Consider the following 16,279-nt stretch of genomic DNA (forward strand, 5'->3'; position numbering starts at 1 on the left):
GATGACCAGTGGCACGGTGCAGCACGACCTCCTGGCGGTCGCCCGCCGGGAGTTCGTGGAACACGGCTACGGGGGCGCATCGATCCGGTCGATCGCACAGAAGACCGGGGTGAGCCTGTCGGCGATGTATTACCACTACGCCAGTAAGCAGGAGCTGCTGGCGGCCATGCTCAACGCGGGGATGGACTCCTTCGAGGGGCGCGTGACCGAGGAGTTCGAGGCCAAGGACTCGACCCCCACCGGCCGGCTCCTGGGCTTCGTCGCCTCACTGGTCCGGTTCCGCACGCTCGAGCAGGAACAGTCCCAGCTGGTCCAGACCGAAACCCGTAACCTCGAGCCGAAGCACCTCGCGGCCTATCGGGAGCGACAGCGGCAGTCCAGTGAGCCGCTGCGACAGGCGGTCGCCGACGGCGTCGCGAGCGGCGAGTTCTGCACCCGGTTCCCCGAGGACTCCTACCGGTCCATCCTGGGCATGTGCAACGCGATCGCCCACTGGTACGAGCCGGACGGCGACCTGGCGGTCGAGGAGATCGTCCACCGCTACCAAGAACTCGCACTGGGCGTGGTTTACCACCGGGATGTCACCGTCCCTGCCCCCTGAAACCGGGCTAGCCGGGCCGAAGGCCAGTCGGGCCGGGCGGGGGTCAGTCGCGGCGGCGGGCCTGGTCGACCTGGGCCTCGCGTCGGACGTCTGCAGCCTCGTCGATGGCCTTCTGCTGCTTCTCGGCCGCCTTGTCGCTGGCGGTGGTGTCGCGCGGCGGGAGCTGGATGGTCTCCTCGGCGTGCATGCCCGCCTGGAGTTCGCGGGCGCGCTCCATCTCGGCGTCCACCTCGGCACCGAACAGGAAGGCGTTGTTGGTGATCCACAGCCACAACAGGAAGACGATGACGCCGGCCAGCGAACCGTAGGTCGCGTTGTAGCTGCCGAAGTTGGACACGTAGAAGAAGAAGCCGACGGTCGCGAGGCCCCACACCACCAGCGCGACCACCGCGCCGAGCGAGATCCAGCGGAACTTGGGCTGCTTCACGTTGGGGGCGAACCCGTAGAGGACCGCGAGGATGACGACGACGACGAGGACCAGCGCCGGCCACTTGGCGATGCCCCAGACGGTGACCGCCGTCGAGCCGAGACCGATGAGATCCCCCACCCACTCGGCGATCGGCCCGCTGACGACCAACATCACGCCGGCCAGGGCGACCAGGATCAGCAGCACAGCGGTGAGCAGGATCATCAGGGGCTTGAGCTTCCAGAAGGGGCGCCCCTCCTCGACCTCGTAGATGCGGTTCATGGCGCGACCGAAGGCGCCCACGTACCCGGAGGCCGTCCAGAGCGCGCCGAGAATACCGGTGATCAGGGCGATCCCTGCGGCCGGAGTGTTGACCAGTCCCTCGATCGGCCCGCGGAGCTCGTTGAGGGTCTGCTCCGGTACCGAGCCCTCGACGAGGCCCATCACCGCGTCGACGGTGGCCTGCCCCTGGCCGAACACACCGAGCAGCGAGACCACGGCGAGAAGCGCCGGGAACAACGACAGCACGGCGAAGTACGTGAGCGACGCCGCGAGGTCGGTGCAGTTGTCCTTGGAGAACTCCCCTGCGGCGCGTTTGAGGCCGACTTTCCAGGCTCCGCCGGTGAGCTTGGTGGGTGACTCGGGCTTGCCGGTGTCGGGGTCGGCATCCGTGTGGGGCTTGTCGGTGATGTCGCGGCTGCTCGTATTCATACCAAGCACCTTCCCACCACCGGGCCTCCCCCGCATCCGGCCCGGCCGTCCCCCCGCGGGATTGCGGACGCCGGTCTGTGCGTTACCCTCTTTGATGTCACGTCACCAAAGTGTCGCATCAACAACCTCGATATCGCCGACCGTCACCGCACCAGAGGGAGAAACACAGTGAGTCTGTCCAACGCCATCCTCCGTGGAGTCACCGGGGCCTTCGTCCTCAACTCCGGCCTGAGCAAGCGCGGCATGCCGACCGAGGCCGCCCAGGGCCTGCAGGGCTTCGCCGCGACGGGCGTGCCCGCCGTGAACAACATGGATCCCGATTCGTTCGGCAAGTTCGTCGCCTACTCCGAGATCGGCATCGGCGCCGCCCTCCTCACCCCGGTCGTGCCCCGCCAGATCGCCGGCGCCGCCCTCGGCGTCTTCTCCGCCGGCCTGCTCGCGATGTACTTCCGCAACCCCACCATGACCGAGGCCGACGGCATCCGCCCCAGCCAGGAGGGCATGTCCCTGGCCAAGGACGCGTTCATGGCCGCCATCGCCGGCGCGCTGGTCACCGACCGGTAGCCTCCCCCGCCGGCGGGCACGAGCCCCACGGCGCCCTGCCTCACGACGCGACGGCCCGGACCCGCACCACGCGGGCCCGGGCCGTCGCCCGTTCCCGGCACACGCGCGTTCCCGGCACATGCGCGGACACCTGCCACACGCACCCCGGACCGGATGCGCGGCCCACGCGGGTCGCCGACCATGGTGCGATGACGCAGAACCCGGAATCCGATACCCCGGCCCGCCGGATGCGGATAGTCGTCACCGGTGCCAGCGGCAACGTCGGCACCCCGCTCGTGCGGCGTCTGCTCTCCGACGGGCACGACGTGGTGGGACTGTGCCGCCGGATCCCCCCGGCCACGCCGCCCTACGACGGCGCGCGGTGGCATCGGGTGGACCTGTCGTACGCCCGCGCGGAGGACCTGGTGGAGGTCTTCCGCGGCGCGGACGCGGTGATCCACCTGGCCTGGGGCTTCCAACCGACCCGCGACGTCGACCACCACCGCCGACTGGGCGTCGGGGGGACCGCCGCGGTCGTCAACGCCTGCCGTCTGGCGGGAGTGCCGCATCTCGTGCACCAGTCCTCCGTGGGCGCCTACGCCCCGGTGTCCGACGGCGGCCCCGGGGTGTCCGTGGACACCCGCGTCAGTGAGGGCGCCGAGCTGGGTGGCGTTCCGACCGCCGCCTACAACCACCACAAGACCGCCGCCGAGCACCTGCTCGACCAGCATGAGCGCGAACATCCGGGAACCCCGACGATCGCCCGCATGCGGGCCGCGTTCATCGTCCACGGCGAGGCCGCCTCGGGCCTGGTGCGCTACTTCAGCCCCGCCTTCGCACCGGTCCGGCTGATCCGGGCCCTGCCGGTCCTGCCCGTGGACCGTCGCCTCACCGTCCCCCTGGTCCACGGCGACGACATGGCCTCGGCACTCGCCGCCGCGGCCACGACCGGCGCGCAGGGCGCGTTCAACATCGCGGCCGAACCGCCCGTCACGCGCGACATGATCGCCCGCGAGCTCGGGGCCGTTCCGGTCGGGCTCCCGTTAGGGATCCTGCGGAGGTTGGTGCACGTCAGCTGGCTGCTCCGCCTCCAGCCGCTCAGCATCGGCTGGGTGGACCTCGCGTTCGGCGTCCCGCTCATGCACACCACCCGGGCCCGCGCGGAGCTCGGCTGGCATCCCACCGTCGCCGCCGACGAGGCCCTGCGCGAAGTGGTCGACGCGATCGCCGCCGGACGGGCCGGGACGTCCCCGCCCCTGCGCCCGCGGACCCTGCGGGACGCGCTGGCCTCGCTCCGCCGCGGCGGCCCGGTCGACGTCAGGCGCCTCCCCTGACAGACGCGGGCCCGCCGTAGACGACCGTCCGCGCAGGCCCGCCGCGTCGTGGCTACCTGTTCGCCGCGCCCTCGTCCGCGATCGCGCCGAGGATCGCGTCCGCCAGGTCGGCGCGGCACACGACGAGGTCCGGCAGGTAGGTGTCGGACACGTTGTACTCCAGCGGGGTGCCGTCGATCCGCACCGCGACGAACCCACGGGTCAACGCCACCCCGGCCGGCGCCGCGGAGTCCCATTGGTATTGCCCGCCGGCGTGGATGTAGGCGTCCGCCTCACCGCGGACGACGGCCGCCGTCTTGGCCCCGGCCGACCCCAGCGGCACGAGATCCCCGCCCACCGCCTCGGCGACCGCATCCGCGAATCGAGGCGGACGGGAGGCCGAGAGGACGATCCGCGGTCGGGAGCCCGTTCGCGGGGGAAGAAGGCCACCCCCGTCGACCCCGCCGTTGCCCACGGGTGCGGCGTAGACCTCGTCGTCGTCGACCCCCGACACCACTCCGAGCGCCGGGAGCCCGACCGCCGCGGCGGTGAGTCGCGACAACGCCGGGTCCCCCGCGCGCTCCCACAGGGCGACGTGGACGGCCCAGTCCGGCCGGTCGCCGAGGCCGTACTCGCGGGTGCCGTCGACGGGGTCGATGATCCACACGCGGTCGGCGTCCACCCGGGCGAGATCGTCGGCGGACTCCTCCGACAGGACCGCGTCGTCCGGGCGAGCGGCGGCGAGCCGTTCGAGGAGCAGCGTGTTGGCGCGGCGGTCGCCGATGTCGCCGAGCTCCCGTCCGGTGGGGCCGGAGGAGCGCAGGTCCACCAGCAGTCTCCCGGCCTCGATGGCGAGGTCGACGGCGAGTTGCTGGTCCGGGGTACGTGTGGCGGCGGTCATGCCCCCAGCCTAGGAGGCGCACTCCGGGCGCGGCGCGGGACGCCTACCGACGGCGCGACCGCAGCCCCCGGCGCCGGCCACTCCCGTACTGGCGGACGACGCGGGCGGGCTCGTCCGGACACCGGTGCGCGTCGGCCGCGACCCGGGCCGCGCCCCGGGACGGCAGGACACCGCTGCGGGCGTCGCAGCGGTGACAGCCCCAGACCGCGCCGTCGGCCGTCTCCTCGACGTAGCACTGCCACTGTCCGACCTCGTTCATCGTTCCCCCCGGGAGAAACTGCGCCAACCTCCAGCCGGCACATAGATCGCTATTTTGTCATAAATTTTTATTACTGGACAGCGAAAACGTCACTGCGCCCGGTGCCCCACCCCCGCAGTGCCCAATCCCGTCCTGGACAGCCGACTGAATTGCGCCCAACACTCACCAGACAGGTCGGTCTAGACAGTGTCCCTTCGTTATGTCTACTGTACTGATCGACATAATCGATTCACTATTCTAGGGATGCTCGTGAAGACACTCATCGTGCTCGGCGTCGTCGGCGCCATCGCCCAACTCATCGACGGCTCTCTGGGCATGGCCTACGGCGTCACGTCCACGACGCTGCTGGTCGCGGCCGGTATCGCGCCCGCCGCCGCATCGGCGTCCGTGCACTTCGCGGAGATCGGCACCACCCTCGCCTCCGGCGTCTCCCACCACCGACTCGGCAACGTCGACTGGCGGATCGTGCGCATCCTCGCGGTGCCGGGCGCGATCGGGGCGTTCGCCGGTGCCACCCTGCTGTCCAGCCTCCCCGCCGACGTCGCCAAGCCCGTCGTGGGGGCGATCCTGCTCAGCCTGGGCCTGTACGTCCTGTACCGGTTCCTCGCACTCGGCGGCCGTCGCCCCGAGTTCCGCGGGCGGGTCCGCACCGGGTTCCTCGTCCCGCTCGGACTGGTCGGCGGCACCCTCGACTCCCTCGGCGGCGGTGGCTGGGGCCCGGTCGGCACCACCTCGCTGCTGTCCTCGGGCCGGGTCGAGCCGCGCAAGGTCGTGGGCTCCATCGACACCTCCGAGTTCGTCGTGGCCGTCGGCGGATCGCTCGGCTTCCTCGTGGGCCTGGGCGCCGCCGGCATCAACTGGGGTTACGCGCTGGCGCTGCTGGTGGGAGGTGTGCTCGTCGCACCGCTCGCGGCGTGGCTCGTCAAGCACCTGCCCGCCCGGGTGCTCGGCACGGCGGCCGGCGGCCTGATCGTCGTCACCAACTCCCGCACCCTGCTGGTGTGGGCCGAGGTTCCCGCGTCGGCGACCACCCCGATCCTGCTGTCCCTGGTCACCGTGTGGATCGGCCTGGTCACGTGGGCCGTGCTCGCCGAGCGGAGGGCCTCCGGCGGCGACGACGACGAGGCCGGCATCGACCCGGTCGGTCCCGCCCCTGCCGCGGCCGCCGCATCCGCCCCGGCGCAGGACTGATCCGGGCGGACGCCCGGTGAGGTGGACCCTCTGGGACACTGTCGGCATGAGGGTCACCGCCAAGTCCGACTATGCGTTGCGCGCACTCGTCGAACTCGCGGCGGCACAGCTCGCCAGCCCCGACGACGATCCCCGCGACAATCCGCTGAGCGCCGAAGAACTGGGGCGGCGGCAGGACATCCCGCACGGGTTCCTCCAGGCGATCCTGTCGGACCTGCGGCGGGCCGGGATCGTGACCAGTCGCCGGGGCAAGACGGGCGGATGGTTCCTCGGCCGGGAGGCGCGGGACATCTCGGTCGCCGATGTCCTGCGGGCGGTCGACGGCCCCTTGGTGAGCGTCTACGACGTCCGCCCGGAGTCGGTGGTCTACAACGACCGTGCCGCGATCCTGCAGCACGTGTGGATCGCCTCGCGCGCGGCCCTGCGCCGGGTGATGGACGCCGTGACGATCGCCGACCTGGCCGCCGGGCACCTGCCGGGCGAGGTCCACGAGCTGACCCTCGACACCGACGCGTGGGAGCCCCGCTGACCGGAGGCCGGTCCCGCCACCCGGTCCGCTCCCGCCGGTCTCAGGTCGCCTGCTCGCGCCCGCGGTGGCGGTCGAGCCAGGTCACGGCCGGGGACGACGCCGCGCCGTGCAGGACGATGGACGCGACGATGACCAGCGACACCGCGGGCCACAGCGACCAGCCGTCCTCCTTGGAGAAGTACCCCATGGCGTAGCAGAGGTAGAACAACGACCCCACGCCACGCACCCCGAACGCCGAGACGAACAGGCGCTCCGGGGATCGCAGTCTGCCGTCGCCGATCAGCGCGATCCAGGCGGTGAGGGGCCTGATCACGAACAGCACCCCGGCCGCGACGACGGCGTGCGACCACTCGAGCCGGAAGACCGCGTCGGAGATGAATGACGCCCCGATCACGAGCAGGACCAGCAGGGTGAGCAGGTGTTCGGTGTACTCGATGAACTCGTGGAAGTGGGCGTGCCGCTCGTCCTCGCGCTCAGCCGACCGCGCACCGAGGGCGGCGAAGAACACGGCGAGGAAGCCCCAGCCACCCACGAGTTCGCCGACCCCGTAGGCGAACAGCAGCGTGGCCACCGCGGCCGCGGGTTCGGCGTAGCCGATGAGCTGGTATCCCCCGACGCGGTGTCGGTAGAGCACAGTGGCGATCAGCCGGCCGATCACCCACCCCGCCACGGCGCCGATGACCGTCTTGCCCACGAGATCCCAGACCAGCCAACCCCACAGCCAGCCCCCCGGCCCGCCCTTGGTGGCCAGGTAGATGGCGAGGTAGACGAAGGGGAACGCGAACGCGTCGTTCAGGCCGGCCTCGGAGGTGAGGGCGAAACGCGCCTCATCGTTCTCGTCGTCGGCGGCCTCGCCCGTCCCGGGGCCCGCCACCTGCACATCGGAGGCGAGGACCGGGTCGGTGGGGGCGAGCACGGCGCCGAGCAGGACAGCGACAGCGGGGGTCACCCCCAGTACCCACCACCCCAGGAGCGCGACGCCGGCGATGGACAGCGGCATCCCGATGGCGAGCAGCCGCCACGTGGTGGTCCAGCCACGGAAGGACAGGGGGCGGTCGAGGGCCAGTCCGACGCCGAAGAGCGCCACGATCACCGTGATCTCGGCCATCCGTTCGGCGAGTTCCGCGTGTTCGATCACGTCCACTAGCTGGGACTCGTTGGGCATGAGCCAGCCGATGAGCATGCCGACACCCACCACGATGATCGGGGCGGACAGGATGCGCTCCCGGAGCAGTCGCGGAAGGAGCGAGCCGAGGAGCAGCGCCGCGCCGACGACCGCGTAGATGAGGTCGGTGTTCGTCACGAACGAAAGTGTGGGCGCTCCTGGTGCCGCGGCGCCACCGAACCGGTCGGGAACCCGTCAGGCGCGGGAGACGGCCGGTTGGTCGGCGCGCGCGGAATACCTGCTCACCAGCACCCGCCACACCAGCGGCCCGCCCACCACGAGCACCAGCGTGATCACGCCGATCAGCGCCGGCGGGGCGCCCAGCATTGCCGAGGCGGTCACGGCCAGCACGATCGTGATGCCCCGGCGGATGAGCCCCTGCGGGACGCGGCTGGCGAACTTCGAGCCGAAGAACGTGCCGACCGCCCCACCGATCAACAACGGGACCAGCAGGTTCCAGTCGACGCCGGTGACCAGGACGTGCCCGATCGCCGCCGCGATCACCAGTGGGACCGCCTGCACCAGGTCGGTGCCCACCAGCCGCAACGCCGCCAGGGTCGGGTAGAGCAGCATGATGCACATCATGATGACGGTGCCCGAGCCGACCGACGTGATGCCGACCATCAGGCCGCCGATCACGCCGACCAGCAGGGTGATCAGCGGCTTGACCGGCGGGTCGGGGTCATCGCCGGTGCGGATGCGCCCGGACATCTCGAAGAACGCCCGTAGGAAGTAGGCGGTGGACGCCACGATCAGCGTCGCACCGATGGCCTTCTTCAGCAGCCCCTGTACGTCGTCGGCGCCGATGGCGTGGACGAGCCACGCCCCCAGGTAGGCCGTCGGCACGGATCCCAGGATGAGCCAGAACGCGATCTTGAGGTTGGGTTTCCCGTGCCGCCAGTGCACGCCCGCGCCGATGACCTTGTTGACCGCGTTGACCACCAGGTCGTTGGCGACCGCCGCCGTCGGCGGGATGCCCACGAGGATGAGCGCCGGCGTCATCAGGGCGCCGCCGCCCATCCCCGTCAGACCGATCACCACGCCGATGACGGCGCTGACGACCAGCAGCCCCAGCGAATCGTAGGTCCAGAGGGCCTCGGGCACCGGCTCAGATTCCCAGGATGGAGCTGAGGATCCGCTGCGCGACCTCTTCCGCGGTCCCGTCCTCGGGGCGGATGTGCAGGTCGGGGGTCAGCGGCGGCTCGTACGGAGCCGACACCCCGGTGAACTCCCGGATCTCGCCGGACCGGGCCTTGGCGTACAGGCCCTTGGGGTCACGGGCCTCGCACTCGGCCAGCGGGGTGTCCACGAAGACCTCGGTGAACGGCAGGTCGGCCTTTGCGTGGACCTCGCGCGCCGCGTCGCGGTCGGCGCGCATGGGCGAGATGAGGGAACAGACGACGACGACGCCGGCGTCCGCGAACAGCGCCGCGACCTCCGCGGTGCGGCGGATGTTCTCGGCGCGATCCTCGGCCGAGAACCCGAGGTCGGCGTTGAGGCCGTGCCGCAGGTTGTCGCCGTCGAGGATGTAGGCGGGGTGCCCGGACTCGATGAGCAGTCGCTCCACCTCGGACGCGATCGTGGACTTGCCCGAGCCCGACAGGCCGGTGAGCCACAGTGTGCGGCCCTGTCCCCGGTCCCCGCGCTGGACGGCCCCGGCGTGCCAGACCACGTTGGACCCCGTGGTGGCGGGCCCGATGATCATGCCCGCGCCCACGGTGTTGCCGGTGATCTCGTCGACCATGATGAACGCACCGGTGTCGCGGTTGCGCCGGTACGGGTCGTACATCAGCGGGGTCTGCGTGCGCAGTCCGATGCGGCCGATCTCGTTGAGGTCGAGCTCAGTGGAATCCGGGTCGCGGTGCAGGGTGTTGACGTCGAGCCGGTACTCCATCCCCGTGACGATCGCCTTGGTGTCTCGGGTGGTGTGCTTGATGACGTAGCGCTTGTTCTGCTGCAGCGTGGTGGCGTCGTCGAACCAGCAGACCATCGCCTCGAGTTCGGTGCCCTGGTGCGGACGGTTGCCCGGACGGGCGATCATCTCGCCGCGGACGATGTCGATCTCGTCGTTCAGTGCGATCGTCACGGCGGCGGGCGCGGCGGCCTCGTCCAGCTCCGCCCCGCCCGGGCCCCAGATCGCCTTGACCGTGGACTGCCGACCGGACGGCATGACCACCACGTCGTCGTCGACCTTGATGATGCCGCCCGCGACGGTGCCGGCGAACGAGCGGTGATCCAGGCCGTCGGCGCGCTGGGGACGGATCACGTACTGGACCGGGAACCGGACGTCGGTGAGGTTGCGGTCCGAGGCGATGTGCACGTTCTCGAGGTGGTCCAGCAGCGCCGGCCCGGTGTACCAAGGCATGGAATCAATCGAATCGACGGCCCTGTTGACCACATTGTCGCCCTTGAGCGCGGACAGCGGCACGAACGTGACGTCGTGGACCTCGAGCTTGGCGGCGAAGTCGGTGAACTCGGTCCGGATGGCCTCGAATGTGGCCTCGTCGTAGTCCACCAGGTCCATCTTGTTCACGGCCACGACCAGGCGCGGGATGCCCAGCAGTGCGGAGAGGAAGGCGTGGCGGCGCGTCTGCTCGAGGACACCCTTGCGGGCGTCGACGAGGATGATCGCCACGTCGGCCGTCGAGGCGCCGGTGACCATGTTGCGCGTGTACTGCACGTGGCCCGGGGTGTCCGCGATGATGAACTTGCGCCGCGGGGTCGAGAAGTAGCGGTACGCCACGTCGATCGTGATGCCCTGCTCCCGCTCGGACCGCAGCCCGTCGGTGAGCAGCGCGAGGTCGGTGTACTCGTCGCCCCGCTTGGCGGAGGTGGCCTCGATGGAGGCGAGCTGGTCCTCGAAGATGCCCTTGGAGTCGAACAGCAGCCGACCGATGAGGGTCGACTTGCCGTCGTCGACGGAGCCGGCGGTGGCGATGCGCAGCAACTGGGCCTGGTCGGACATGGTGTGGCCGGTCTCCACGGTGGCGGCCTCGGGGTTCGGGACCGCGGTGGTGGGGGCCGAACCGGCGGTGGTCGGGGTGCTCATCAGAAGTAGCCCTCCTTCTTGCGGTCTTCCATGCCGGCCTCGGAGATCCGGTCGTCGGCGCGGGTCGCGCCGCGCTCGGTGACGCGGGTGCCCGCGACCTCGGCGACGACGGCGGCGTTGTCGGCGGCGTCGGACTCGACGCAGCCGGTGCAGGTGGCGTCGCCGACGGTGCGGAAGCGGACCAGTTCGGTGCGGGCCTCCTCGCCGGGCAGCGTCTCGAGGAACCGGGTGTTGGCCAGGAGCATGCCGTCGCGCTCGATGACCTCACGCTCGTGGGCGTAGTAGATCGGCGGCAGGTCGATTTCCTCGCGCTCGATGTACTGCCAGATGTCCAGCTCCGTCCAGTTGGACAGCGGGAAGACGCGGATGTGCTCGCCCTTGCGGTGGTTGCCGTTGTAGAGCTTCCACAGCTCCGGGCGCTGCGCGCGGGGGTCCCAGGCGCCGAACGCGTCACGGAACGAGAAGACGCGCTCCTTGGCGCGGGCCTTCTCCTCGTCGCGGCGGGCACCGCCGAAGACCGCGTCGAAGCGGTTCTCCTGGATGCCCCGCAGGAGCGCGGTGGTCTGGAGGCGGTTACGGCTGGCACCGACCCCGGTGTCCTCGACCACGCGGCCGGCGTCGATGTCGTCCTGGACGTGGGAGACGAGCAGCTGGACGCCGGTCTCGGCCACGACCCGGTCGCGGTACTCGATGACCTCGTCGAAGTTGTGTCCCGTGTCCACATGCATGAGCGGGAACGGCATCGGCGCGGGCCAGAAGGCCTTGCGGGCGAGGTGGAACATCACCACCGAGTCCTTGCCTCCGGAGAAGAGCATCCCCGGGCGTTCGAACTGTGCGGCTACCTCGCGGAAGATGTGGACGGACTCCGCCTCGAGCGCGTCGAGATGCGAGAGCGTCACCGCCGACCTCGTCGTCATGCGACCTCCAGTGTCGTGGACCGTCCGGGGTACCGGGCGGCTGACGGCAGACAGATCTGTCTGCCATCGGGTATCCGCACCATCGTGCGCCCGCCGAGCCTGGATCTGCATCTCGGCGAGGGAAGTTGGCGTGCCCCTGTCGAATAACAGGCATACCCTGTCGATTATGCGACACGAACCGACCCATCGGGCGCTCTCGGTGATCGAGGCCCTCGCGAACGACGGCCCTCCCCTGCCCCTGGCCGAGCTCGCGCGCGTCGCCGGCGCCAGCCGGTCGACCCTCCACGCGGTGCTCTCCGAGATGGAGTCCCAGGCCTGGGCGGAGAAGGTCGGCGGCGGGTGGCGTGCCGGGCCGAGACTGCGCGAGGTGGGCACGGCGCTGGCCGCCGAGGTCGATCTCGTCCGGGCGGCCCGCGAGCCCCTCGAGACCCTGGCCGACGCCACCGGCATCGCCGCTGTGGTCTTTGAGCTCCGCGACGGGATGGCCGAGGTCGTGGACTCGGTCGGTGCCGGCATGCGCACCGCCTCCCGGGAGGCCATGCCCGTCGGTCATGTGGTCCCGGTGCGTGCGCCCTTCGCCCGCGAACTGGCGGCCCGCCTCCCCGTGGTCGAGCAGCGCCGCTGGCTCGCCGACTCCGCGGGGCTCACCCCCGCCGCACGGGATCGACTCGAGACTGTCCTGCCGCAGATCGCGCGACGCGGGTGGTCGATCGAGCGACTGACCCCCGCACGACGCGAACTACTCCGGATGGCCGACTCCCTCGAGGCGTCCGGGATCGGTGCCCTGGTCCGTGACCGCGTGTCCGAACTGTTCGTGGAGCTGTCGGAACTCGACGTGACCAACGCGGAGCTCGACGCCGCCGCGGACCTGGCGGTGGCCTCGATCGCGGCACCGGTCCTGCGTGCGGACGGCCGCGCGATCGGCTCGGTGGCCGTCGCCCCGGGCCGACGCATGACCGGTCGGGCCGTCGCCCGTGCCACCCGGGCGGTCAGCGCGTGCGCCGACTCGGTCTCCGCCCGGCTGGCCTCGCGCCCGGGCCGCGCCCCCGCCGTCGGCCTGCCCCCGCACCTCGTCCACCCGGCGCACGCGGCGCGCCACCCCTGAGCCCGGACCCGCCTACCGCCGCCCCCACACCCGCCCGACCCCGCCCGACCCTCGCGGGCGCGACGACCTCCCGACCAACCGCCCACTACCGGGGGCATCACGCACGCCGCCGCGTCCGTATGGTGTAGATCACACACCCCCCGACCGGCCGGAGGCGCCCTGTGACCCAGACCGTCCGCCCCTCCTCCCCTGCCCCCGGTGAGGACCACATCGATCTGTCCTGGCGCAGATCCGCATCGTGCGGACTCACCCCGAAGAGCGCCCGGCCCGGAGCCCCCGACCCACGCGCATCGCGCTCCCACCGGCTCGCCGAAGCCGCCCGACCGGTGATGGACGACCTGGACGAGGTCCTCAAGGACACCGGGGCGATGCTCCTGCTCGCCGACCGCGAGGGTCGGGTCATCCGCTCGGTACGCGACAACGCCCGGATCTCCCGCATGCTGCTGCGGCGAGGGGTCGACGACGGGGCGACGCTGACCGAGGACGCGGTGGGCAACAACGGAATCGGCACGGCCCTCGAGACCCGCGCCGGGGTGTTCATCCACGGCGAGCAACACTTCGCCGAGGTCCTGCGCGACTTCGCCTGTTACGGGCACCCGATCATCGACCCGCTCACGCGACGCCTGGTCGGCGCGGTGGATCTGACGGGTATGAGCGCCGACGCCTCCCGCATGTTCGCGCCGTTCGTACGGAAGATCGTCGCGGACATCGAGGCCCGCTACGTCGACACCGCCCGTGCCGACGACCGCGAACTGTGGCACCGCTTCGTCGAACGCACCCGCACCTCCGACACCGCGACCTGCGCGTTCGGCGACGAGGTCGTACTGGCCTCGCACTCGAGCCTGGAACGGCTGGACTCCCGCGACCTCGGCAGGCTCCGGCGCCTGGTCGACCGGGACGAGCTGGGCGACTCCGTGGAGCTGTCGGTGGGTACGGTCGGGGTGCTCTCGAGCCGTGTCGGCCGCCGTGGGCACCTGCTCGACCTGGTGTTCCCGGACCAACAGCACCCGGCCGTGCCCGTCCCGGGCAGCACCCGGCCTGCCTCCACTGCCGCCATGGCCGCGTCCACCCCGGGGAGGTCGGCGATGCCCGCCGCGTCCGGGCCCGGCTCTTCCAGCGGGGCCACCGGGCGGGCCCACGCCGTGGTCGGCCCCTCCGGGTCGGGACGATCGACGACGGCGCGGGACATCGCCGGCCCGGGCGCCCTGCACGTCCGTCTCGCGGAAGCCGACAGCGCGGACGCCGCGTGGATCGGGCTCGTGGTGCCCGCCCTACGTGACCAGGGCGATCAGGGCAGGCCGCTGGTACTGGACGACATCGACCTCCTCGACGACGCCGACCTGCGCCGCCTGGCAGCACGCCTACGGTCGGCGGGGGCCGCCCTCGTCGTCGTCACCAGTCGCGAGGACCCCCGCGCGGCGGTGACGGAGGCACTGGACGCGTGCGGGGCGCGGACCGTCCTGCGGCCGTTGCACGAACGGGGGGCCGAGAGCGCCGAGATCGTCGCCCGGATGGTGACGGAACTGACCGCCGAGAAGGGGCTCGGCCCGACCGTGCCCACAGCGCGCTTCACGGACGCCGTCTGCGCCCTGGACCTGCCCAACGGACTGATCTCCCTGCGGTCGATCCTGAGCGAATGCCTCACCGAATCCGGGCACAGGGGATCGACGACCCTCGACGTGGACTCACTGCCGTCCCGCGCCCGCACCGGACGCCCGCCCCGGGCCGGGGAGCTGGCGAGAGGCGAGTACGACGCGATCGTCGCCGCCCTGGCCGAATGCGACGGCGTCCGGTCACGCGCCGCCAAACGGCTGGGCATCAGCAGGACCACCCTGTACGCCCGGATGCGCGAGTTCGGCTTGTCCTGACGGGCGGCGTCGACCCGGCCTCTGCCCGGCGTCGTCGATGCTGTCGGTGTTGTGCATGTTGTCCAGAATCTGAACACTCTGCCGGGCCGGACCGACCCCATGATGGGTTGTGACCTGCCTCACACCTGAGCCGGTCGGAATTCTTGGAGGACACAATGACCGGCACACTCTCCCGGGACACCGGCGCCACCACCCAGGTCGACGAGCGGCTCGGCACCGAGGCCCGCGACTTCCTCGGCCGCCCGCACCAGCTCTTCATCGACGGGCAGTGGGTCGACGCCGCCGACGGCCGCACCTTCGGCACCTACGACCCCGCCACCGGCGCCGAGATCACCCAGGTCGCCCACGGCGGGCCCGAGGACGTCAACCGGGCCGTGGCCGCCGCACGCCGCGCATTCGACGACGGCGCCTGGGCCACGATGAAGCCCAACCAGCGCGAGCAGATCCTCTGGCGCATCGGCGACCTGCTGGACGCCAAGGCCGAGCTGTTCGGCCAGATCGAGGCGCTGGACAACGGCAAGTCCGTGGCGATCGCGACCGCCGTCGACGTGGCATGGGCTGCGGACGTGTTCCGCTACTACGCCGGCTGGTCCACCAAGATCGAGGGCTCCACCGTCAACGTGTCGATGCCGTTCGCCGGCGACAAGCAGTTCCACGCCTACACCCAGCGCGTCCCCGTGGGCGTGTGCGGGCAGATCATCCCCTGGAACTTCCCCCTGCTCATGGCGGCGTGGAAGCTCGCCCCCGCCCTGGCCACCGGCAACACGCTGGTCCTCAAGCCGGCCGAGCAGACGCCGCTGACCGCGTTGCTGCTGGGCGAGGTCATCGCCGAGGCCGGGGTTCCCGACGGCGTGGTCAACATCGTCACCGGCTTCGGCGACGCCGGCGCGGCCATCTCGGCCCACGACGACGTGGACAAGGTGGCCTTCACCGGCTCCACCGAGGTCGGGAAGCTGATCGTCGACGCCGCCAAGGGCAACCTCAAAAAGGTCTCCCTCGAGCTGGGCGGCAAGAGCGCCAACATCGTCTTCGCCGACTGCGACTTCGAGGCCGCCGTCGCCGGGTCCGTGGCCGCGTGGATGTTCAACCACGGGCAGGCCTGCACCGCCGGCACCCGCCTGTACGTCGAGGACTCCATCTACGAGGAGTTCACGCAGGCCGTCGCCGACGCCGCCGCCCAGGCCACCATCGGGCACGGCCTGGACCCCGCCACCGAACTCGGCCCGCTCGTCGACCAGGACCAGTTCGACAAGGTCTCCTACTACCTACGAGCCGGGATCGAGGACGGCGGACGCGCTCTGACCGGTGGCGGCCGACACGGTGACACCGGCTTCTTCGTCCAACCGACCGTCTTCGTGGACGTCGAACCCGACCACCGGGTGGTCACGGACGAGATCTTCGGCCCCGTCGTCTCGGCCCTGCGGTTCACCGACATCGACGACGCGGTCCGGCAGGCCAACGACTCGATCTACGGCCTCGCCGCGGGCGTCTGGACGAAGGACATCTCCAAGGCCCACAAGGTCGCCAGCCGTCTGCACGCCGGCTCGGTCTGGGTCAACCAGTACAACGGCTTCGACACCGCCATGCCGTTCGGCGGGTTCAAGCAGTCCGGATGGGGCCGCGAACTGGGCCAGGGTGCGCTGGACCTCTACACCCAGACCAGGTCGGTCAACATCCAGCTCTGAGTGATCGAGCTCCACGAACCGGGACCCGGCGTCCCC

The 16,279-nt window shown here is 71.2% G+C and carries 15 protein-coding genes; 8 read left to right on the forward strand and 7 right to left on the reverse strand.

The features are described from left to right. The first annotated feature begins 1 nt into the window (after position 1). Positions 2-601 carry a TetR/AcrR family transcriptional regulator gene (locus AB5G72_RS13365; protein ID WP_182636013.1) on the forward strand — a complete coding sequence of 200 codons (600 nt, stop codon included), beginning with the start codon at positions 2-4 and terminating at the stop codon, positions 599-601. A 43-nt stretch (positions 602-644) separates the two neighbouring features. Here the strand turns inward: AB5G72_RS13365 and AB5G72_RS13370 are convergent, their stop codons facing one another. After that, complete coding sequence (locus tag AB5G72_RS13370) at positions 645-1,718, reverse strand: YihY/virulence factor BrkB family protein (RefSeq protein WP_253002238.1); 1,074 nt, start codon at positions 1,716-1,718, stop codon at positions 645-647. A 168-nt stretch (positions 1,719-1,886) separates the two neighbouring features. Here AB5G72_RS13370 and AB5G72_RS13375 point away from each other — a divergent pair, with 168 nt between their 5' ends. Both AB5G72_RS13375 and AB5G72_RS13380 read left to right on the forward strand, forming a co-directional pair. Further along, positions 1,887-2,282 (forward strand): hypothetical protein, encoded by a 396-nt coding sequence (locus AB5G72_RS13375; RefSeq protein WP_119192591.1) that lies wholly within the window; start codon positions 1,887-1,889, stop codon positions 2,280-2,282. A gap of 188 nt (positions 2,283-2,470) precedes the next feature. Then, positions 2,471-3,595 carry an NAD-dependent epimerase/dehydratase family protein gene (locus AB5G72_RS13380; protein ID WP_407334838.1) on the forward strand — a complete coding sequence of 375 codons (1,125 nt, stop codon included), beginning with the start codon at positions 2,471-2,473 and terminating at the stop codon, positions 3,593-3,595. 52 nt (positions 3,596-3,647) lie between these two features. Here the strand turns inward: AB5G72_RS13380 and AB5G72_RS13385 are convergent, their stop codons facing one another. Together AB5G72_RS13385 and AB5G72_RS13390 are read right to left on the reverse strand one after the other, a co-directional pair. Then, the gene (locus AB5G72_RS13385; protein ID WP_440220061.1) at positions 3,648-4,475 is read right to left on the reverse strand and encodes a 3'(2'),5'-bisphosphate nucleotidase CysQ; all 828 of its coding nucleotides are present in this window, start codon (positions 4,473-4,475) and stop codon (positions 3,648-3,650) included. A gap of 43 nt (positions 4,476-4,518) precedes the next feature. Further along, on the reverse strand, positions 4,519-4,734 hold the full coding sequence (locus tag AB5G72_RS13390; protein ID WP_440220062.1) for a hypothetical protein: 216 nt from the start codon (positions 4,732-4,734) through the stop codon (positions 4,519-4,521). Positions 4,735-4,983: 249 nt separating this feature from the next. Here AB5G72_RS13390 and AB5G72_RS13395 point away from each other — a divergent pair, with 249 nt between their 5' ends. After that, positions 4,984-5,925 (forward strand): sulfite exporter TauE/SafE family protein, encoded by a 942-nt coding sequence (locus AB5G72_RS13395; RefSeq protein WP_259821671.1) that lies wholly within the window; start codon positions 4,984-4,986, stop codon positions 5,923-5,925. Positions 5,926-5,971: 46 nt separating this feature from the next. Continuing rightward, positions 5,972-6,454, forward strand: coding sequence for an RrF2 family transcriptional regulator (locus AB5G72_RS13400; protein ID WP_096907514.1), 483 nt, complete (start codon positions 5,972-5,974; stop codon positions 6,452-6,454). Positions 6,455-6,494: 40 nt separating this feature from the next. On the opposite strand, the gene AB5G72_RS13405 is transcribed toward AB5G72_RS13400, so the two are convergent. The 4 genes from AB5G72_RS13405 to cysD are packed head-to-tail and all read right to left on the reverse strand — an operon-like array spanning position 6,495 to position 11,585. Next, a complete protein-coding gene (locus AB5G72_RS13405) occupies positions 6,495-7,757 on the reverse strand; it encodes a cation:proton antiporter (protein WP_440220063.1) in 1,263 nt (420 codons plus the stop codon). Positions 7,758-7,814: 57 nt separating this feature from the next. Next, on the reverse strand, positions 7,815-8,723 hold the full coding sequence (locus AB5G72_RS13410) for a sulfite exporter TauE/SafE family protein (RefSeq protein WP_067716959.1): 909 nt from the start codon (positions 8,721-8,723) through the stop codon (positions 7,815-7,817). 4 nt (positions 8,724-8,727) lie between these two features. Continuing rightward, the gene (gene cysC, locus AB5G72_RS13415) at positions 8,728-10,668 is read right to left on the reverse strand and encodes an adenylyl-sulfate kinase (protein ID WP_440220064.1); all 1,941 of its coding nucleotides are present in this window, start codon (positions 10,666-10,668) and stop codon (positions 8,728-8,730) included. Continuing rightward, on the reverse strand, positions 10,668-11,585 hold the full coding sequence (gene cysD / locus AB5G72_RS13420; RefSeq protein ID WP_440220065.1) for a sulfate adenylyltransferase subunit CysD: 918 nt from the start codon (positions 11,583-11,585) through the stop codon (positions 10,668-10,670). The genes cysC and cysD overlap by 1 nt, the downstream gene beginning before the upstream one ends. Positions 11,586-11,751: 166 nt before the next feature. Between cysD and AB5G72_RS13425 the strand changes: the two genes are divergently transcribed. The 3 genes from AB5G72_RS13425 to AB5G72_RS13435 all read left to right on the forward strand — a co-directional run bounded on the left by AB5G72_RS13425 (position 11,752) and on the right by AB5G72_RS13435 (position 16,243). Then, positions 11,752-12,690 (forward strand): IclR family transcriptional regulator, encoded by a 939-nt coding sequence (locus AB5G72_RS13425; protein WP_440220066.1) that lies wholly within the window; start codon positions 11,752-11,754, stop codon positions 12,688-12,690. Between the two features lie 329 nt (positions 12,691-13,019). Further along, positions 13,020-14,558: a helix-turn-helix domain-containing protein gene (locus tag AB5G72_RS13430; protein WP_440221500.1), complete on the forward strand. Its 1,539-nt coding sequence runs from the start codon at positions 13,020-13,022 to the stop codon at positions 14,556-14,558. Between the two features lie 155 nt (positions 14,559-14,713). After that, positions 14,714-16,243, forward strand: a complete 1,530-nt coding sequence (locus AB5G72_RS13435; protein WP_206474810.1) for an aldehyde dehydrogenase family protein — start codon at positions 14,714-14,716, stop codon at positions 16,241-16,243. Positions 16,244-16,279: the final 36 nt, after the last annotated feature.

The organism is Dietzia sp. MNB45 (assembly GCF_051994785.1).
Classification (GTDB): domain Bacteria; phylum Actinomycetota; class Actinomycetes; order Mycobacteriales; family Mycobacteriaceae; genus Dietzia; species Dietzia kunjamensis.